General features: G+C 54.9%; 16 protein-coding genes. 3 read left to right on the top strand and 13 right to left on the bottom strand.

What is annotated here, in order from left to right:
* Nucleotides 1-5 precede the first annotated feature (5 nt).
* The gene (gene eco / locus ACIP1X_RS01310) at nt 6-491 is read right to left on the bottom strand and encodes a serine protease inhibitor ecotin (protein ID WP_053119858.1); all 486 of its coding nucleotides are present in this window, start codon (nt 489-491) and stop codon (nt 6-8) included.
* Nucleotides 492-860: 369 nt separating this feature from the next.
* Here eco and ACIP1X_RS01305 point away from each other — a divergent pair, with 369 nt between their 5' ends.
* Nucleotides 861-1,130 carry a DUF1652 domain-containing protein gene (locus ACIP1X_RS01305; protein ID WP_053119860.1) on the top strand — a complete coding sequence of 90 codons (270 nt, stop codon included), beginning with the start codon at nt 861-863 and terminating at the stop codon, nt 1,128-1,130.
* On the opposite strand, the gene ACIP1X_RS01300 is transcribed toward ACIP1X_RS01305, so the two are convergent.
* The gene (locus ACIP1X_RS01300) at nt 1,127-1,525 is read right to left on the bottom strand and encodes a hypothetical protein (protein ID WP_400748580.1); all 399 of its coding nucleotides are present in this window, start codon (nt 1,523-1,525) and stop codon (nt 1,127-1,129) included. The genes ACIP1X_RS01305 and ACIP1X_RS01300 overlap by 4 nt on opposite strands.
* Nucleotides 1,526-1,614: 89 nt before the next feature.
* A complete protein-coding gene (locus ACIP1X_RS01295; RefSeq protein ID WP_053119864.1) occupies nt 1,615-1,884 on the bottom strand; it encodes a DUF2790 domain-containing protein in 270 nt (89 codons plus the stop codon).
* 480 nt (nt 1,885-2,364) lie between these two features.
* On the opposite strand from ACIP1X_RS01295, the gene ACIP1X_RS01290 reads away from it, so the two are divergent.
* Entirely contained in the window at nt 2,365-2,661 is a 297-nt protein-coding gene (locus ACIP1X_RS01290; RefSeq protein WP_053119866.1) for a hypothetical protein, read from the top strand.
* A gap of 925 nt (nt 2,662-3,586) precedes the next feature.
* Here the strand turns inward: ACIP1X_RS01290 and ACIP1X_RS01285 are convergent.
* The 6 genes from ACIP1X_RS01285 to ACIP1X_RS01260 form a co-directional block, all read right to left on the bottom strand.
* Nucleotides 3,587-4,627, bottom strand: a complete 1,041-nt coding sequence (locus ACIP1X_RS01285) for a tetratricopeptide repeat protein (protein ID WP_400748577.1) — start codon at nt 4,625-4,627, stop codon at nt 3,587-3,589.
* A gap of 612 nt (nt 4,628-5,239) precedes the next feature.
* The gene (locus tag ACIP1X_RS01280; RefSeq protein WP_400748574.1) at nt 5,240-5,512 is read right to left on the bottom strand and encodes a hypothetical protein; all 273 of its coding nucleotides are present in this window, start codon (nt 5,510-5,512) and stop codon (nt 5,240-5,242) included.
* A 242-nt stretch (nt 5,513-5,754) separates the two neighbouring features.
* Nucleotides 5,755-6,729 (bottom strand): tetratricopeptide repeat protein, encoded by a 975-nt coding sequence (locus ACIP1X_RS01275; protein WP_400748571.1) that lies wholly within the window; start codon nt 6,727-6,729, stop codon nt 5,755-5,757.
* 11 nt (nt 6,730-6,740) lie between these two features.
* Nucleotides 6,741-10,031 carry a hypothetical protein gene (locus ACIP1X_RS01270; protein WP_400748568.1) on the bottom strand — a complete coding sequence of 1,097 codons (3,291 nt, stop codon included), beginning with the start codon at nt 10,029-10,031 and terminating at the stop codon, nt 6,741-6,743.
* Nucleotides 10,032-10,067: 36 nt separating this feature from the next.
* On the bottom strand, nt 10,068-10,931 hold the full coding sequence (locus tag ACIP1X_RS01265; RefSeq protein WP_400748565.1) for a DUF4123 domain-containing protein: 864 nt from the start codon (nt 10,929-10,931) through the stop codon (nt 10,068-10,070).
* On the bottom strand, nt 10,922-12,976 hold the full coding sequence (locus ACIP1X_RS01260; protein ID WP_400748562.1) for a type VI secretion system tip protein VgrG: 2,055 nt from the start codon (nt 12,974-12,976) through the stop codon (nt 10,922-10,924). Before ACIP1X_RS01260 ends, ACIP1X_RS01265 begins: the two co-directional genes overlap by 10 nt.
* Nucleotides 12,977-13,352: 376 nt before the next feature.
* On the opposite strand from ACIP1X_RS01260, the gene ACIP1X_RS01255 reads away from it, so the two are divergent.
* Nucleotides 13,353-14,654: an OprD family porin gene (locus tag ACIP1X_RS01255; protein WP_400748559.1), complete on the top strand. Its 1,302-nt coding sequence runs from the start codon at nt 13,353-13,355 to the stop codon at nt 14,652-14,654.
* Nucleotides 14,655-14,797: 143 nt separating this feature from the next.
* Here ACIP1X_RS01255 and ACIP1X_RS01250 read toward each other — a convergent pair whose 3' ends face one another.
* The 4 genes from ACIP1X_RS01250 to ACIP1X_RS01235 form a co-directional block, all read right to left on the bottom strand.
* On the bottom strand, nt 14,798-15,418 hold the full coding sequence (locus tag ACIP1X_RS01250; protein WP_400748556.1) for a hypothetical protein: 621 nt from the start codon (nt 15,416-15,418) through the stop codon (nt 14,798-14,800).
* A 45-nt stretch (nt 15,419-15,463) separates the two neighbouring features.
* On the bottom strand, nt 15,464-16,402 hold the full coding sequence (locus ACIP1X_RS01245) for a carbohydrate kinase (protein ID WP_400748553.1): 939 nt from the start codon (nt 16,400-16,402) through the stop codon (nt 15,464-15,466).
* A gap of 13 nt (nt 16,403-16,415) precedes the next feature.
* Nucleotides 16,416-17,912, bottom strand: coding sequence for a xylulokinase (gene xylB, locus ACIP1X_RS01240; RefSeq protein ID WP_400748550.1), 1,497 nt, complete (start codon nt 17,910-17,912; stop codon nt 16,416-16,418).
* A 307-nt stretch (nt 17,913-18,219) separates the two neighbouring features.
* Nucleotides 18,220-19,692 (bottom strand): mannitol dehydrogenase family protein, encoded by a 1,473-nt coding sequence (locus ACIP1X_RS01235; RefSeq protein WP_400748547.1) that lies wholly within the window; start codon nt 19,690-19,692, stop codon nt 18,220-18,222.
* Nucleotide 19,693: the final 1 nt, after the last annotated feature.

Here is a 19,693-nt window from a genome sequence, read left to right as displayed (position 1 = left end):
CCCGGTTATTCCTGAATGGCTGTGTTGACCTTGTCCGAGGCCGACCAGATGCGGTAGCGCACTTCGACGTCCGTTGGGGCGTAGACCACGATCGGCAATTTGCTGTTGTAACGCACGGTGAAACCATCACCGACGACCGGCACGAACGCGCGCTTCTTCTTGCTGCCGGGCGGGCAGGCCATCAGCGTGCTCATCGGGCCAATGACTTTCTCGAGGCGATAATACGGATAGCCCCAGCCTTGCAGATTTTTCTCGTCGAGCACGCCGCCGAGCTTCGGACGATTGCAGTCCACCTCAAGGGTCTTGCCGGCAAGAATCTCGACCTGGAAGTTTTCTTCATTCTCTTGCTTCGGCAAATGAATGACCTGACGGGTAAAGCCCGCCTCAGCCTTCGGGTAAGGTGCGACGTCTTCAAGTTTCGCCGCGTGGGCGAGGGTGGACAGGCTGGCGATAATCAGCCCGGTGGTCGCGTAAGCGCGTAAAGAACCCATGGATGCCTCCTTGCGGGTGTAGGGTGGTTTGACAAGCATTCTTACCGTCATGGGTGATGAATGCAAACCCGCAACAGATTGCAAAATGCAACGCGCAAAAGGGCTCAACCGGCATTTTGCACGTAGCAAAATACTGGCCTTTGCGCCAAGTGATTGATTTTTATGTGGGTCAGAATGACCCGATGAAAGGCACGCTTTATGCGTCTTTTCAGTGCGGCGCACCGGGTTTGGGCGCCTACACTCCAATGGGCATTTCGCCGTACCACCGTTTGCCGCACCATGGAAACAGCGGGGACACACCCGTGCAGGCGCAGCAAAGGTCAGCGTGAATACTTGATTGGCAATCTCACAGTAAGGAGAGGGTTCGCCATGTTTCTGTCTGCCTTGGAACTTCGTAACATCGTTGAAAGCAGTTTCCTGCCAAAGCGCTGCCAGTGCACGCTGTCGCCGGACTTGCTGATGACCGTCAAAGTGTTTGGCGATCACCAGACTGATCAGGTCGATCTAATGGTTCGTGACATCGACGCCAGCCACCTCAACGGCTGTCGCGAGATCAATGAACTGATCGCAGGGCTGCGTTCGGATCTGAACAAGCAAAGTACACCGCACCACTACAGTCCGCGATCCAGAGCCGTTTAACCCACTGTTTCAGCCAGTTCGACCGTCACGCGCCGGGCCTGCACAAAACCAAGGCCCAGCGCGAGCTCGACCAGCACCGCCAGCAAAATGCCGGGGCCGGCATGGCCGTTCAGCCATTCGCCAAAGCCCAGCACAGCCAAGCCAAAACAACCGACGATAAAGCCGTCGCTCAGCGCACTGCGCGCCACCGACGGCGGTGCATTGCGCACCAGAAAAAACATCACCCCCAACGCCGCAAACAATACCGCGCTGCGCCGCGCGACAAACCCGACTGCGGTCGAATACTCAATGCTCCAGATCGCCAGCAACACCTCGGGGAAAAAGCCCCAGGCCAACGCCAGCAAAAAACACAACGAAGAGGTAATGCCCGACAACGCGCGAAACGACAACTGCATGGCTAATCCTTGCGGCAGTGAGGAGGGCCCCGAGCATAACCCCCGAAACACCCCACGCCTACCGCAACGCCAAAAATCAGAACGTTCTGTCAGTTTTGGAAACTGCACGCGTCAGACATTTTTCGATAACTGATCTCCTCAGGCTTGCCGGCGTTATCGATGTACTTCATATCAGCCGTAATCACCTTGCATTGCTGAGTGGCCGGCTCAGTCAACGAAATCACCTTCGCCACATGCAGCGGCATGCCGTACTCATAAGGCACCGCTTTCGATGTGGCCGACGTGTCATTGGCCTGCGCCAACCCGGCAAAAGCCGCGCAGGCGAGGGCAGTGGTGAGCAGAAACGGACGAATGTTCATGAAAAGACTCCCGTGCGACGGAAAGAGAGTTCGGTGCAATACAAACCGAACCTGCCGCACTGGGCGTCAGCCAACGGCTGAGGGCGTGCGGTTCAGTACAGTTTTCGACCACGACGTTAAGCGATGGTTAACCCGGCTGAACGCCGGCTGTCAGGGAGTGAGGCGGTTTTCTTCGCGCGGTTTGGCGAATTCCTACAGAAGCTGCTGCTTTGTCTGCTTTCGGGGTCTGGAGCGGGGCGGGTATTGTCGGGTGTCGCTGCAAAATCAGCGGCTCGGGTTTGGTCACCTGAATACTCGTACATGTGCCATCATTCGCGCCGCGGACACTTATGTCTTCGGAGTGCATTGCTGTGGCGGCTGTGTGCAGGATTGCCTTCGGGCGAGCTGATTGGGTATTCAGTTGACCAAGCTTGCATACAGTCCGCCTCCCTCGTTTGGTCACGGTGTCGGCGGGTTACTTACCCAATTGGAGTTATCTCTATGCCGATACTGAATCCGCTGCCAAACCGTTATCACCCTCTAAACAGCAACATCACCGAAAGCCCGACACTGCTCATCGATACCGAAGCCAACCCCAAAGACATCCTTGAAGCAGCTGTCCAGCGCATCCGCGCGTGCAGCGACCTGCTCGAAACATTGCACTGTCTGTGCTTCAAGCAAGCCGACGTGGAAGACATTCCGCACATTACCCATGCGCTGTATCTGCTGGCGCAGGATGGCAATGATTTGCTGCAGGTCGCGCAGCAACAGATGGTGAGCTGGAAGGCGCCGGTTTGATGGGGTAGGTAATTTGGCAGGAGTGAATGGCTGATAAATGTAGGCTGATTCACTGCTGCTGGCTAAAGAGCCTCTTTCACCTAGCGGCTTAGCTTGTCTGGAAAAAAGCTCAAGGGTGGGTGACTAGCTTTCCATTGGGCAGAAAACTCTTTTGCTACATATATTTGCTGCGGAGTCATTTTGGCTTCAATTCTTGGCAGCTTGCTATCAACTATTGACTGTATGCCACCACCACCGTCCAACTCCTTCAGTGAATAAATAAGAGCATAGCCTTTAACGATGTCGTAGGTGAAACCATAGGCGTCCGGTTCGTGGGCAAGATCTGAACCATGACCGTAAACGGCCGTTGCATAACCAGCCAGTGCAGCCTGCTCGTTCCAGTAACGAAATCCTTCAAGGTCACCTTATTCATATCGGATAGCTCCAATTTCCATCATGGCCTGTGGATTCCCACCTTTCGCGGAGGCCTCGAACAGATTTTCTACAACCTCCGAACGTTTCCAAGGTAAGAAAAATCCGCTTCGGCCCAAACGAATCATTGCGTATACGCTTCCGCTCTCTGCTGCCGCTTCATACCAATGCGGGCGTCGGGCGTCATAGAACGATTGCGTTTTCGTAGAGCCTCCCCTAAATAATATTGCGAATCCACAATACCTGCGTAGGCTTCCTCTTTTAATGTGAGGACGGCAGCGTCAAGGTTCAGTTGATTGTATAAAACGATACCAGGAGTCGTGCTCTGCCCGACTAATATTGTACTTCTGCTTTCGGTTTTGGTTTGCCGTTGATTGGTTGAGGTGTTTGTTGCTATCTGGTTGTGCTGATTTTTGTCCGGAAAGGATTCTTTTGTGAGGGGCGACGCAGAGGTGAATATTGTACAAATAAAAGCTATCGCCCCTAAAGAACTTCGGCATACCCATCACTGATGTTAATATCCTAACTTGTCTGGAAAAAATGAAAGCGGCGGATGGGTGGACTTCCAAGTCTTCGCAAGTTCTTTCGCTTCTGATATCTGCTTCTTTGACATGTTCTTTTCAATATCCGGTAATGTGTCGTTTACGTACCTGATCATATTTCCCCCGCCGTCGAGTTCTAGCAGATTTGTAAGTAGGGCGTATGACTTCACTAGATCTAATGGGAATCCATATTTTGACTCTTTCTCTCCAATGTAAGAGGCGTAGCCAAAAACTCCAGCTACGTAGCTAGATGTTGCTGCTTTTTCATTCCAATCCCTAAAAGCAGGTAAGTCGTTTTTTTCGATAGTAACTGCCGCCATCCCCATCATTGCTGGAGGATAACCATTTTCAGCGGATGCTTTCATCCATCGTTCAATAGCATCTTTACGTCTCGACGGAAGTAGAAATGATCCACCACCTTCTTGGTATTTAGTCGCAAGACGAAACTGAGCAACAGGAAAACCATTTTCTGCTGATTTATCTAACCAATCATCGTCCCCTGTTATGTTCCACATTAGATACATTGACTCAGCGTCGCCTTTTGAAGCCTGTTCACTCGCTAATTGTTTGGCTTTACTTAGCCACTCTGTGGGCGACGTTTCTCCCTGATCACAGTTTTTCATGGTTGCACACAAATCTTCATCAGCGCTACCAAGTCGAATCATTGAATAAATATTACCTTTTTTAGCGGACTCTTCGTACGCTTTGTGCGCTTCCGGGGTCATGTACCTATTATTTTTTCTAGTCGCTTCACCCAAATAATAAAGTGCTTCATCATCTTTGCCCTCTGCGGCGATCTTTAAAAAGTCGATAGCAGAAATGGCTTTGTATTGATTGTAAAGCTCAATGCCCTTTTGTTTTGCTATTTCCTGCTGTGCTGTGAGTTCGGCGTTCGAAATACTGCAGAAAAGCAGAGAAAAAATGTAAAATAATACAGAGGTAAAATTTTTAATTTTCAACTTGGATCGCTCGCTTGAGCTAGGTGTTTGACGGAAGATTTTGGCGGGCAACAATTAAAAACTCTTCGCGGTTAGACGTAAGGGGCGTTTAATTGGCGGCGGTCACTGTCATAGTGGCTTCCAGCGCCCGTGCTTTTAGTTAACTTGGTTCTAGTATTCAATAGTCGCATGAGTATCACGGTATTTTCACGGAGAGAGAGTGAAACTCAGCGCCTCGCTCACCCCCCCCCCATAACAATCAAGAAAATGATGGCTAGTCACTCAATTTGTCGGGAAAAAAAGAAATTGGCGGATGGTTAGCCTTCCATTCTTTTGCCACAATTTGTGATTGCTCAATTTGCTCCGGTGCCATCTTTTCAGCTATTAAGTCAAGTTTTTTTCGACGTATCTTTTTATTCCTCCGCCTCCGTCAAGTTCTTTCCGGAGGGAGAACAGCGCATAACCCTTGACTAGGTCTGGGGGGTACCCAACTTTGTCAGGTGTATGTGAAATATATGCGCCGTAATTACTCACTGCGCTTTGGTCTCCGGTTTCAGTTGCTAACTCAAGCCAGTGGCGAATGCTCGTCATGTCACCTTCTATGAGCAGGACTTCCAGAGTAACAGCCATTTTCGAACAGATGCCTCGCGCTTGCCTGGAATGAGAAAAAAACCTTCGCCCTGGCGTTCACTTTAATCCGGCCACTGCGGATTTTTCTAACCATTCGCGATCCAAGGTTATTTCATACATTAAATATAGAGATTCAGGGTCGCCCGAACGCGCTTTCGGTTGCGTCACTTCTTTTGCTCGCTCCAACAATTCTGCTTGTGTTTTTTTACTAGGAGGGCAGTTGCCAATTTTTTGGAAAAGGTCATTTTTTATTCGCCCAAGCTGAATCATCGCATATACATCACCTTTCTCCGCTGCGGATTCATACCAATGCTGTGCTTCAGGGGACATATAACGATTTTTCTTCCTTATCGCCTCGGCGAGGTAGTGTTATGAGTCGGTCTCGCCGTTTGCTGCCTCGACCGTTAATTGTTGAATGGCGACGTCGAGCTTCAACTGATTGTAAAAAATTATACCGCGAGATTTTATTGCAATCTTTGAGCCAGTAAGCGCCAGTAAATCAGATGAAAAAAACGCTATTAAAAAACCTACCATCAAATGTTTTATATTATCTTGAAGTCGCTGATTCAAAACTAGAGGCCTAGTTTTTCTGGGTAAAAGGACAGGGGAGGATGCGACGCCTTCCACTCAATAGCATATTTTTTAGCTTGTTCGATTTGAGTGGCGGTCATTTTCTCTGCAATTTTTGGAAGCTTGTCGGCTACACTCGTATCCAAGCCCCCTCCACCATTTAGTTCTTTCAGCAAAGAAACTAACGCATATCCCTTCACAACATCATATGGATAACCATAGGTGTCAGGTTCATGGGCAAGATCCGAACCGTAACCATAGACTGTTGTAGCAAAGCTGATTGATGCAGCTTGCTCATTCCAATGTCGAAATCCTTTTACATCACCATTTTCATAGAGGATTGCGGCGTACTCCATCATTCCTTTTGGGTTTCCTCCTTTGGCAGATGCTTGCGCCCATCGCTCTGCTGCTTCTGACCGCTTCCATGGAAGGATAAATGACCCTTTCCCCTCTTTATACCGAGTAGAAAGCAACCATTGGCCTTCAGCGAAACCGGACTCTGCAGACTTTTCCAGCCAGTCCAATTGCCCAGAAGCTAAATACATGATGTAAGCTGCCTCGGCATCACCGTTGTTAGCTTTTTGCGTTGCTTCTTCTTTAACAGTAATCAACCATTCGGCCGGAGTTTTCTGTCCTGGAGGGCAATTGTTCAGACTTTTACAAAGATCATCGTCTGATCGCGCGAGTCTGAGCATTGCGTAAAAATTTCCCGTTGAACTCGCTAATTCCAGCCATTTTTTTGCTTCCGGCGTAAGGTATTGGCTTTTTTGACGGAGTTCTTCTGCCAAGTAAAATTGTGCCTCTCCATCTCCCGCTTCGGCAGCGATACGTAATTCCGATTCTGCAGGTTTGTATTGATTGTAAAGCGTTATTCCCTTTGTTTTTGCTGATAACTGCTCGTCTGTAAGAGCCGCTGCATTTTGCGATATAAAAGCCAAACAAATTAAAATGGTGGTGATGAATGAATTGTTGAGCATGATTGGTCTCATTAATTGAAGATGTTGTCTGGTCCGATATATGTCGCTTTTCCTCCCGGTAGATAATTCCTTCCATGAAATTGCACGCGGGAGCAATATCCGTCTAAACGCTCACCAAGGGTCTTTACATGCGATTTGTAACGGTACCTTACGTCATCACTACTGCGATCCTGAATTCGCATGACGGCTTCTGCCATGAAGTTGTCCATTTGTAGACGATTTTCACAGTATGCTTGGCTGAAGTTTTTTTCTTTAATGCCAAATTTGTTCATGCACATGCATGCTTCCTCGAATTGGCTTTTTGCTCTTGGTAAAGTACAGTCTTTTTCGGCGTTTTTTACGATCCATCCAAGAACGCGCTCAACTGCTTTCTGCTGAAGTAAATAAGCTTGGTCGTGGCTGTATTCGGTCTCTTGACTTGATTCGGATAGCTTTACAGGGATTTTAAATGCGCTCGCTGAGCTTGTAAGTGTCATTAGCATAGGGCCAAGCGCGCCGGGCGTAGCGGATACAAACCACTGCTCAAGTTCAGTTTGGTTGCGAGTTGTCATAATGGTATGAGCAACCGTTCCTCCACGACCACCTTTAGTCAGCGCTTCATACAAAGACATTACCACATCAATGCCCTGCATATACGCCATCGCCACTTCCATACCTGCAGCCCCGAGGAAGTTCAGCTTGTCGATATAGTCAGCGGCATCGTCAGTCACAAACATCAGAGACTTGTCCTGATTTTTATGCATTTCGCGACGCAACAGGTTAATCAGGTCAGTCACCCCGTCATACCCCACTTCAAACTGGAATTCGCCACCAGCGCCTGCTCCGACAATTACGGATGCTTTGAACCGCATGATGAAGCGACCTTCATGCAGTGAAATGCCGATGTCGGCGCTTGTACCGAGGCCGTACGCGGCGGTAAAGCCTGCGGTAAGTCTGGCCAAGCTCGACCATTCGCTGGCTTTTGTACTGTTGACGCTGTTGCCCATCCCCGGTGTTGGCGCAGTGCGTAACGCGGCGATCTCCTTTGGTGGCGCCCAATTCAAGGCGCCTGTCAGCAGAATACCTGCCTGCACTCCCGCAAAGAGGTTGAATTGGGCTTTGGCACCATCTTCTACCCGAACCTTGGCGGCGTTGCCTTCCAGTACCGGTTCGCTTCTTACGGTTGCAGCGGTTGCATTAGTCGTGTCCGGACGTTTTGCATCGGTGATTTCCGGAAGGTTTAGTCCGCCCTGCACGTTTGCGCGACCCAATTGAACGCTGGATGAAAGGAGGAGGGTGGCGCCGGTATAACCCCAGGCGCGTGCGCCCAAATGGATCGAGAATCGACCGAGGTTGAGGTTTTTGCGGTTTTTCTCGTAATCGAGGTAGGGAATAAGGATGTCTTTCGCCTGATCTCTACCCGGCAGATCCATTTTCATCAGTTCAACTTCGCCACGGGCGAGGTCGATACCCAAGCTGACCTCGGCTTTGGCGGAAGCTTTGAAGTTGTCGGTCACGCTGAATGCCGGTCCGGTCACTTTCGTGCCGGTGTGAATCGATGATTGCGACGGTGTCAGTGCACGAACGAGTTGTGCTTGCGGGCTGTTGTCGAACAGGCGCAGCGAGCTTCTGACTTCTTCTTTGAACAGCAACTGACGCAAGCGAAGGCCCCAATCTTTGCGGGCACCGGCATCCTCAAAAGTGTCGACTTTGTAATTTTTCGATTTCAGATAAGCGTGAAAGAGTTCTACGTCAAACCAGCCTTTCTCATCAAACCAGTCACTTTGCTGGTCTTTGATGGCGATGGCGCCTTCGCGCCGTAACCATTCATGGAAAGGGTTGTCGTCTGTGTCCGTCGCGGCCTGACCACTGCTGTTGCCGGGGAGCTTCTGCGCATCTTTGGCCATTGAGGCGCCGATTTCACTGGCGTCTTTTTTCAATACTTTGGTGATGCCCTCGAGATTGAGCATGCTCAGGTGTTTGACGGGGCTGTTGGGGCTGTTGAAAAGCGCGACTTCACGCAGCGGAAATCCTGCTTTGACCAGGCGCTCTTCGGGTTTTGGCTGGAACTGTTCAGGTTCCCAGAGCAGGTGCCGCAGTGGCAGAGCGGCGGCTACGGCGGCCTCCGCATCATCGCGCAGCTTGATGCGGTCTTGTTGAATGCGATGCCATTCGGCTCGCTCGACCTCGACGATACCGGCCGGCGGCGCGACGTTTTGTCCGCTGGCATCAATCCATGCTTTGTATTTTGTGCGGATCTGCTCACTGAGCGTGATCTGCCGTTGCTCCATTTCAAGGTAGGCCTTGAACTTCTCAACCCCGGCGCTGATGTTGCCAGTGTCTGGAATGAGTGCGAATTCCGGGACAGCGAGACCGTAATCGGCGACCTTCAAGATCGAATCGATATAGGCGGCGAAGTCTTTTTCGACTTTTTTGCGCTCACTGGCGACATCCGCCAAATAACCACACATCCGGGCTTTGCCGTCGATGACGCAGTTTGTGGCGTCGAGATAGGCCTTCTTGTTTTTCTGGAAGTCTTCCTCTTTCAGCGTGGTGAGCTTGCCGCTGGCTGTAAGTGCTGCACGCGCCTTCAAGTAAGTCTGTACGCGACTTCTTGCTTCAAGTGCACCGGGGGAAAACAGATTACCGCTTTCGTAGGTGTAACCGGCGATCTTGGCCTGAGCGATGGCGACGGTCTTCAGCTTCTTCCACTCGCTGTAGAGCCGCTGCAGCTTTTGCCCTTCGGAGTTGGCTTCAAGCAAGCTAGCTTGTTGTTGGTTGGCCAATTCCCGATTGCGGGCGTACTCGCTTTGATCCGGCAATTTGTCCAGCGCAGCACTGTTTCGGGCTTCTCTACCAACAGCTTTAAGGCGCATGGCCATTGTCGGTTGAGCGATATCAGGTTCTTGAGCCTCGATTTCGAGCATTCGGCTTTTTTGTTCGCCTTGCAGGAAGTTAGAGAGCTTGGGCTCCAGGAAATACTCCAGCAGTCCTGCGCTGTTCATGCCCTTGAGGCGTTCTTCTGGTGACTTGCTTGCGCTGATGTGTTGCTCAAGCTCGCTCATTGCTTCTTTGATCGAGCTGGCCGCGCGCTCAGGCAACAGATAGAACATCTTTTCTTTGGTGGCGTAGATCACTTCGCCGTAGGACGTCGAGCAAGCTGTTTTGACTTTGTCGAACGCGTTGGAGCAACTGGCAGGCGCTTCAGGTTGGGGATCAAGTTCCAGAGTCGGTTTGGTCTCGACCGGTGCGGCAGGGGTCGATGCGGTGGCAGCTGGGCCGTTGAGTTCTACCTTGGGTGCTTCTGAGAGATCAGTTTCCATTTCGATTCCATTCATTCTTTACGCGGACGGGGGTCATCAAGCGGCGCTACTAGCCAGCTGCTGCAACTGCTGAACCTTGATGAACGACTCTTCCCTGGATTGCAGGATGGCCATTGCCTGGGGCTGCGTTTCGAGCAGCGGACCGTTAGTGATCTGGCCCAGTTTCAGTAAATGGCGACCTTCGTAAATGTTGTGGGCCACCAGCACGTTGAGGTTTGCCACGAGGTTGGGCAGTTCCTCATCGGTCGGCTCGCCGTAGGCGGCGTATTGCGCGTCCGTCCAGTAGATCCAACCCAAATGTTCCTGAACCTTCGGCGCGTCCGATGGCAGGTTGAACGCTGAGACGTCGCCGAGCCATTCGAGTTCCGAGACGGAGCGCCAGCTCAGCCAGTGACCACGGTTACGGCCGAAGTGGACTGGCGCTGGGGTGTAGACGTGTTGCCACGGGCCGAACAGTTGCTGTGAGTTTTCCACGGCGGTGTAAGCCAGCGCGGCCCACAGGCTCGGTTTGTGGTAGCTCAGCAGGCTTTGGCCGCCGGAACCGTCATTGGCGCGCAGCAGCCAGCGGGCGTGGGCTAGTGCTTTGTCCGGGTCGGCGGTGGTGAGCGCGATGCCGGCGTAGTTTTCTTCGCAGAGTTTTGCCGCTTCATGGGCGAGGCGGCTGCCCCATGGTGCGGTCAGCCACAGCGGGCCGTCAGCGGCAATTTCAGCGAAGTCGGTGCTGATGAACAGGCCTTGCGAGTTCATCGGTTCGCCGATGCGGTAGAGGCGGCTCATGGCCTCAGGTTGACGGGCGCGGTCGATGATGAAGCACAGGCTCTGGCCGGAGCTTTCACGTGGCAATTGCTCGAACGAATGGCGCGGGGCTTCGAGGAGGGCGCTCAGCGCTTTTACATGCATGTGCAATCCTTACGGCTGCAAGCGCCGTTGTTTTGTTTGCCGCACAACGGTGTGATACCGGACTCGCTCAAGCGTTTCGGCAGCGGCACGAGGACTTTCCCCGCCTTATCCGCATCCGCCACTTTCATCGGCCCCGGCAACAACGGCGCCGCCGGCGTACCCGCACCCGGCCCACCGCCAGAGTTCACCTTCACCTCGGCACCGCTAATCGTCACACCCCCGGCATCCACCTTCACAAAACTCCCGCCAGCCTTGGCCGTGAGTTCCATGCCGCCTTCCATCACAACTTTCTCGCCAGCGTTGTAGTGAATCTCCGTCCCGGCCTCAACAAACTGCGCCGTGCCAACCTTGACGTGCTGAGTCACCGCAACCGTCAGGTGGTCGTTCGCGCGCATTTCGCTTTTGCGGTCGAGGTGGGTGATGCGGTGTTCTTCGACTTTGAATTCGCTGTAGGTGTTGGCTTCGACGGTGTCGTGGCGTTCGTTGCCGACGCGGATTTTCTGGTCGTGTTCGATGTTTTCGTCCCAGTCGCGCTGGGCGTGCAGGTAGATCTGTTCGGCACCTTTTTTGTCTTCGATGCGGAATTCGTTGTAGCCCTTGCCGCCCGGGGAGCTGAGGGTTTTGAAGGTGCTGCGGGTTTTGTTCGCGGGCAGGTCGTAGGGGACGACGTTTTCCTTGTGGTACAGGCACCCGGTGACCAAGGGCTGGTCGGGGTCGCCTTCAAGGAAGGTGACGAGGACTTCCATGCCGATGCGCGGGATGGCGATGCCGCCATAGGCTGCGCCGGCCCAGCCGCTGGCGACGCGCATCCAGCAGGAGGTGTTGTCGTCGGACTGGCCTTCGCGATCCCAGTGGAATTGCACTTTGATGCGGCCGTATTGGTCGCAGTGGATTTCTTCACCTTTGGGGCCGGTGACGACGGCGGTCTGGCTGCCGAGGACTTTCGGTTTCGGGTGTTCGAGGGCAGGGCGGTAGTGCGCGTCCCACGGGGTCGCAAGGAAGCTGTTGCGGTAGCCCTGGTGGAAATCGCTTTTGTGGTCGGTGACGTCGCTGGTGACGTTTTCGCCGAGCACTTGCGGTTGTTTGCCTTCGTGGAAGACTTCCAGCAGCAGCCACAGGTCGTTCCATTCGGCGCGCGGGTGTTCGGCGAGGGTCAGGAAATGGCCGCTGGTGAGGGTTGGCTCGTCACCTTTGCCGTCGGCGAGTTTGTAGTCGCTGCGATGGCGTTCGAGGGCGCGGGTGGTGAGGAATTTGCCGCGCTCGCGGGTGGTGAAGCGGCCGGGGTAATCGTAGTCTTCGAGATCCGGGCTGAACTCGGTTTTGTTCGCGGCCTCGGGGAGGATCTTCGGTTTCTCGAAGTCGTAATCGCGGCGGCTGACGCGGGTGGTGCGGGTTTCCAGGCGCAGGTTGAAGCGCTTGATCACTGGTTTTTCCGCGGCCATGCCGGAGTCTTGCTGGTAGCTGACGGCTTTCAGTTTGCGGAATACGGTCTGATCGTCGCCAAACACCAGTTTGTGGCCGCTGCTGCTGTGCTGGAAGTGGAAGTGGATGCCTTCTTCTTCGCACAGACGCTGAATAAAGTGCAGGTCGGACTCGTCGTACTGCACGCAGTATTCGCGTTGCGGGTATTCGGCGCCGAGCTGGAAGCTATAAGCGTCGGCAAGAATGCCGCGTGCTTCGAGCACCTGACCGATGATTTTCGGCACGGTCAGGTTCTGAAAGATTTGCTGATCGTGGTTGTGGCGCAGGTAGGCGAGTTGCGGCACCAGGCTGATGCTGTAGCGGGTCAGCGTCTTGCCGGAATCGCCTTGCTCGATGCGATAGACCAGGCCGTGGATGATGCCTTCGCCGGTGGCGCCGAAGGTCAGAACGCCGGGTTTGTGCAGCAGCTCTTCGAGTTTCAGGTCAGGGCGGGCGCTGACCAGTTCGAGGTCAAAACGGAAGGGCTGATTGAGGGCTTCGCGACCGGTGAAGCTGAGTACTTGCAGGTCAGCGGAGGCGCCTTCGAGCGTGAGGGTAATGTGGGTTGCGTTGGCGTCCAACATGCCTTGAATTCCGTCCTTGAATAAGCAGAGCCCGGATGGTGCAGCATTCAACCGCCTCGTTCAAGGCGCAAATGCCGTAGACGTTGGCCCTTGTTGGTATGGGGGAAACCCTTAGTTGGGGGCTTTCGCTCAATAAAACCGGGCGCTTCGCTGCACTGAAAAGCGCGTGCGGCGAGGGCATCTATCCGACCGGACGCACAGGAAATCGTCGCTCAGATTCAGACTAAAGTCGTCTTTGGCCCGTCAAAGCCATCTGCCATCATTGTCGTTCACCCCCGTGTTTCCACTTCTGTCCGGCTCGGTTTTCTGACCCGGATCGGGAGCTATTTCTGGCTTATTGCGCGCTTGCGCAAACGCTGCAGTGTTGGAGTTTTTCATGCGTCCCCCATTTCCCCTCATCACCCCGCGCCAGTCGTTTGGCTTCGGAGCCTTTGTGCTGTGCGCCGGTTTTACCGCGCCGGTTCAGGCCAGCGGTTTTCTCGAAGACAGCACGGCGAAAATCGAATCGCGCACGGTGTACTTCAACCGCGACTTCCGTGATGGGCACACTTCCAACGAGCAGGACGCGTCGAAGCGTGAAGAGTCGGCTCAGGGTTTTATTCTCGATCTGCAATCGGGTTACACCGAGGGTACGGTGGGCTTTGGTATTGATGCGCTGGGCATGCTCGGTTTCAAACTCGATTCCAGTGCTGACAGCAGCAACAGTGGTTTGCTGCCATCGAGCGGTCAGGATCCGCGCGGTTCGAAAGATCAGTACGCGAAGATGGGCCTGACCGCCAAAGTGCGCGTTTCTGATTCGGTGTTGAAGTACGGCGCATTGCGGCCGGATCTGCCGCTGCTCAAGTACAACGACGGGCGACTGCTGCCGACGATGTTCAACGGCGCGATGCTGACTTCGAAAGAGGTGAAGGATCTAACCTTTATGGCGGCGCGTCTGGATCAGTACACCGCCCGCGATTCCACCGATTCGCAAGACATCCGCGTGCACTGCAAGAACAAGCGTTACGCATGTAACACCACGGCCGATCATTTCGACATGTACGGCTTCGATTACAAGATCAATGATCGTCTGACCGGTCAATATCACTACGCGGAACTGGAAGACATCTACCGTCAGCACTTTGTCGGGTTGTTGGCCAATCAGCCGTTGGCGGGTGGTGTATTAAAGGCTGATCTGCGCTTGCTCAAGAGTGCTGACAGCGGCGATGCGAAGGCCGGTTCCATCGATAACCGTGCGTTGAGCGGTTTGCTGTCTTTCGCACACAGCGGTCATACGTTCAGCGCGGGTTGGCAGCGTATGAACGGTGATAACTCGATGCCGTACCTCGATGGCAGTAATCCTTATCTGGTCAACTACGTTCAGGTTAACGATTTTGCCGCGGCGCAAGAGCGCTCGTGGCAGTTGCGTTATGACTATGACTTCAAGGCGATTGGCATTAATGGTTTGAGCTTCCTGACCCGTTACGTTAACGGTGATCACATCAAAGTGCTGGGCAGTGATCAGGAAGGCAAAGAGTGGGAACGTGACAGCGAGTTGAAGTATGTGATTCAGGAAGGGACGTTCAAGGATGTCAGCGTGCGGTTGAGGAATGCGACGTATCGCACGAACTACGAGCAGTTTGCGCGGGATGTGGATGAGACGCGGGTGATTGTGAGTTATAGCTTTTCGGTGTTGTAGGGCTGGGATTTGTAGTGCCTGATCGGGCGCTTTCGCGAGCAAGCCCGCTCCCACATTTGATCTTCAGTGAATTCGGTTTTTCTGTACGACAGAAGTCCAATGTGGGAGCGGGCTTGCTCGCGAAGGCGTCCGTTAGATCACCACTACAACCAATGCCAGAACCGGCTCCAGAACCCGCGATTCAGCTCTTCCTTACACCCGGCATATTGCTGGGCATACATATTCGAGCGGGCCTGCACCTTGCGCGCCGTCGGCAGTAGCCAGGCTTTGCTCGCATAAGTCTTGTTGCGGTAACCACCCCAGCCCTCGTGGTAGTTGAGGTACTGGTTGTAAGCGTCGTACTTGTAGACGCCATTAATAGTGGTGGTCTTGTCCATGTACCAGCCGATGAAGTCGATGGCGTCGTCGAAGTCTTCACGATCGGCCCAGTTGCGGCCGGTGCTTTTCTGGTAGTCCGACCAGACTTCATCTTTCGCCTGCGCATAACCCGAGGCGGTGGTCACGCGGCCCCACGGAATCACCCATAGCAGATATTTGCGCGGGGTTTTGGCGTCGTAACGGTAGCCGGACTCTTGGTACATGATCGCGAAGGGCACCTGAATCGGCACCCCCCAGCGTTTTTGCGTGACTTGCGCCGCGTCGTACCAGTCGCTTTTTTCACGAAAGATATCGCAGAGATTTTCCGGCGAACGCGGCGGTGAAGTGCCGCAACCGGTCAATAACCCTGCGAGTGTCAGTAGTCCAAGCGTCTTTCCGTAATTCAAAAGCCGTTATCCCGTCATGCGCAAAAAAGGCGACAGTCTACGCGTTCAGGACAGTTGATGACGATAAGGCAAGTCTGGGCCGGTTTTGCTGCACGTCAGCGCGGCGGCTTGCACGGCGAATTTCAGCATCGCGTCGATCTGCTCGCGCGTCAGTTGCTGCACGCCTTCTACAGAGTCCAGACCGTGCTCAGTCAGCCAGGTAATCAGCGCGGCCTGGAAAGTGTCGCCAGCGCCAACGGTGTCGGCGATTTTCACCGAACAGGCCGGTACTGACCACGAACCATGCGCGCGACTGAACACCGTTGCGCCTTCACCGCCACGGGTGAGAAAGACGATTTGGCAGCGATGCTCCAGCCAGCTTTCGATCACCCGCTGCGGATCCTGCTCGGGGTACAGCAGGCTCAAATCTTCGTCGCTGACTTTGATCAGATCGGCCAGTCGCACCAGCGTGGCAATGCGCTCGCGCCACAACTCGATGTTCGGTTCCGGGTTGAGACGCACGTTCGGATCGAGGCTGATCAGGCGTTTACCGCTTTCACGCTGGACGAGTGCCAATAGGGTGTCGGCAATCGGCTGCACCACCAAGGAGAACGAGCCGATGTGCAGGCCGCGCACTTCCGGGCCCAGCGTCGGCAGATGCGCGAGGCTCAGTTGCCGATCCGCGCAACCTTCGCCACGGAAGCTGTAATGCGGCGAACCGTTGGTACCGACGGCGACCATCGCCAGGGTGGTCGGCGCGGCGAAATCCACCAGGTAATCCGGGCGCACGCCTTCGTCCTGCAACACTTGCTGCAAACGGCGGCCAAGGTAGTCGGTGGACAGACCGCCGAACAGCGCCGAGTCCACGCCCAAACGGCGCAAACCCACGGCGACGTTGAACGGCGAGCCGCCGGCAATCGCCTTGAAATTCACTTTCGAGACCAGACCGCTGGCATCGTCTTCGCTGAAGAAATCAAACAGGGCTTCGCCACACACCAAATACATAATTGTTTGCTCTTTATAGGGTTGCGACATGCTGTTGATAGCGTTCATAGACCTGCTGAAACGCCGCGACGTTGGCGGCGATCGGCAGGGTTTCACTGCTCGGATCGAGTTTGACGCAACGCTGGCACAGATCGGCCAACGTTTCTTCGTGGCCGTTCGACCAGGATTTGCACCACGCCGCCTGAATCGCTGCGCCAAGGGCAGCGGCTTCGCTGTGTTCGGTGCAGATCACCGGGGTGTTCATGATGTTGGCGACGATCTGTCGCCACACCGCGCTTTTCGAGCCGCCGCCAATCAGGCAAATGCTGCGGCTTTGTAAACCATTCTGCCGTAGCAAATCCAGCCCGTAACGCAAACCGAAGGTCGTGCCTTCGACGGCGGCGCGGCACAGATTGGCCTGGGTCAGGTTGTCCATGGTCAAACCGTGCAGGCTGCCGGTGGCGTGGGGCAGGGCGGGGACGCGTTCGCCGTTGAGGAACGGCAGCATGCTCACCCCGTCGGCGCCGATCGGGGCTTGGGCGACGAGGTCGTTGAAGCGTTCGAGATCAAGGTCGAACAGCTCGCGTATCGCGCCGGTGGCGTTGGTCAGGTTCATGGTGCAGATCAGCGGCAACCAGCCGCCGCTGGAGGAACAGAAGGTGGCGACGGAGGCGTCGGGGCTGACTTTCGGGACGTCGGAATAGGCGTACACCGTGCCGGATGAACCGAGGCTCATGGTGATCGCGCCGGGCTGAATATTGCCGGTGCCGATGGCGCCCATCATGTTGTCGCCGCCGCCGCTTGCGACCAATGCAGCGGGGTTGATGCCCAAGCGCTCAGCAATCGACGGCAGGATGGTGCCGACGACTTGGTGGGCGTCAATCAGTTCGGGCAACGCTGCTTGCAAGCGGCCGCTGGAGTCGATGTCGCGCAGCAACTGCAAATCCCACTGACGGGTGCGCACGTTGAAATAGCCGGTACCGGACGCGTCGCCGTATTCGCTGCACGCGCGGCCGGTGAGCCAGAAGTTGAGGTAATCGTGGGGCAGCAGGATGCGTGCGATACGGGCGAACACGTCGGGATGCTGTTCCTTGGTCCAGAGCAATTTAGACACGGTGTAGCCCGGCGCGATGACCACGCCGAGGCGTTCCAGCGAGCCTTTTTCTCCGCCCAGATGTTTGAGCAGGCGATCGTTTTCGGCGCTGGTTTCGGTGTCACACCAGAGTTTGGCCGGGCGCAGAACCTGGCCTTGGTCGTCGAGCAGCACCAGACCGTGTTGTTGGCCGGAGACGCCGATGCCGAGGATTGATTGGCCATCGACGTTTGCCGCGAGGAGTGCGCGGCGGGTGGCGAGGGCGAAGGCTTCCAGCCATTGATCGGTGTGCTGCTCGCGGCGGCCGTTGGCGCCACTGATCATCGTGTGATTGGCGGCGCCCTGGCCGAGGACTTGACCGCTGGCGGCGTCGAGGATGATGGCTTTGCTGCCTTGGGTGCCGCAGTCGATGCCGAGGAAGAGGTTTTGGGTTGTCATGTGTGAACCACTCGGGGTGTGGTGAAGATCAAGAGCTTACCCCCTCACCCCAGCCCTCTCCCCCAAGGGGGCGAGGGGAAAGGGAGCCGATCGGGGGCTTTTCGGAAGCAAGGTCGACTCCGGATCCATCTTTTAATGGAAAGGGAGCCGATCGGGGGCTGTTCAGATGCAAGGTCGACTCCGGATATCTCACTCAGAGGCTGTTCAAAGCTTGAGTTCGACTCCGGACTTTCAGGTCGACGGAGCTTTTACAAACCACTCGGTCAGTCCCCTCTCCCTCCGGGAGAGGGTTAGGGTGAGGGGCTTTTCAGTCCAGAATCCGCTGCAAAGTCCGCGTCACGCCCACTTCCCGCAAACTCTCACAGCACCACTCAAACGCCGCCACAAACGCCGTCGAACGCGGTATCGCCGTGCCAAAAATCTCCTCCACCGCCAACAACCGCTCAGTCATCAACCCATCATCCGCCACCAACGCCTGACAAAACGTCGCCCGTGGATCAGGAATCGAATACGTATCCCCATTCTCATCGACCCCCTTCAAATACAGCGCCCAGGCCGCCACCACCAGCGCCGCACGTTTGGTCTCGCGACCATCGGCAATCAACCGGTTAATCGTCGGAATGGTGAACTTGGGAAACTTCGACGAGCCATCCGAACACACTCGCTCAAGCTGATCGGCAATCGCCTGATTGGAAAACCGCGCGACCAGCGTGTCCTTGTATTCACTCAGATCAATGCCCGGCACTGGCGCCAGTTGCGGGGTGACGTCCAGATCCATATAAGCGCGCATATAACGCACGAACAGCGGGTCGTTCATGGTCTCGTGGACAAACCGATAACCCTTCAAAAACCCCAGATACGTCAGCGCCAGATGACTGCCGTTGAGCAATTTGATCTTCATCTCTTCGTACGGCGAAACGTCGTCGGTGAACTGCACGCCCACCTTTTCCCACGCGGGCCGACCGTTGACGAATTTGTCCTCCAGCACCCACTGCACAAACGGTTCGCAAACCACCGGCCAGGCATCGTCCACCCCGTGTTTGTCGGCCAGTTGCAGGCGATGCGCGGTGCTGGTCATCGGCGTGATGCGGTCGACCATGGCGTTGGGGAAACTGACGTTCTGATCGATCCACTCACACAGATTCGCGTCGAGTAAACCAGCAAAGGCCAGCAGTGCCTTGCGGGTGACGGCGCCGTTGTGCGGCAGGTTATCGCAAGACATCACGGTAAACGCCGCAGTACCCGCCCCACGGCGTTTGGACAGCGCCGCGCAGAGGAAACCGAACACGGTTTTCGGCGATTGCGGATTCGCCAGATCGTGCTGAATCTGCGGCAGATGTGCCATGAATTCGCCGTTGCTGTCGTCGATGCAGTAACCGCCCTCGGTGATGGTCAACGAGACGATACGAATCGCTGGATCGGCGAGTTTGTTGATCAGCGCCTGAGCACTGTCTTGGGCCAGTAACATGTCGCGGATCGAGCCGATCACCCGCACTTCGGTGTCGTCGCTGTCACCCAGTTCGAACAGGGTGAACAGGTAATCCTGCTCTTTTAGGTCGTCGCGGGCGCGCTGGTCTTCACCGCGCAAGCCGACGCCGCAAATCGCCCAGTCGAGGGCTTCGCCAGTGTTCATCAACGCATCGGTGTAGTACGCCTGATGCGCGCGATGGAAACCGCCGACGCCAATGTGGGCGATGCCCTGGCGGGTGTCGCTGAGGTTGTAGGCCGGCAGTTTTACTTCGGGCGCCAGGCCGTGGAGATTCTGTTGGTTGAGTTTCATT

The sequence above is a fragment of the Pseudomonas sp. NPDC088885 genome, assembly GCF_044750025.1.
GTDB lineage: Bacteria > Pseudomonadota > Gammaproteobacteria > Pseudomonadales > Pseudomonadaceae > Aquipseudomonas > Aquipseudomonas rustica.
Note: the sequence above shows the minus strand (reverse complement) of the source record. Positions and strands in the feature narration are given on the sequence as shown.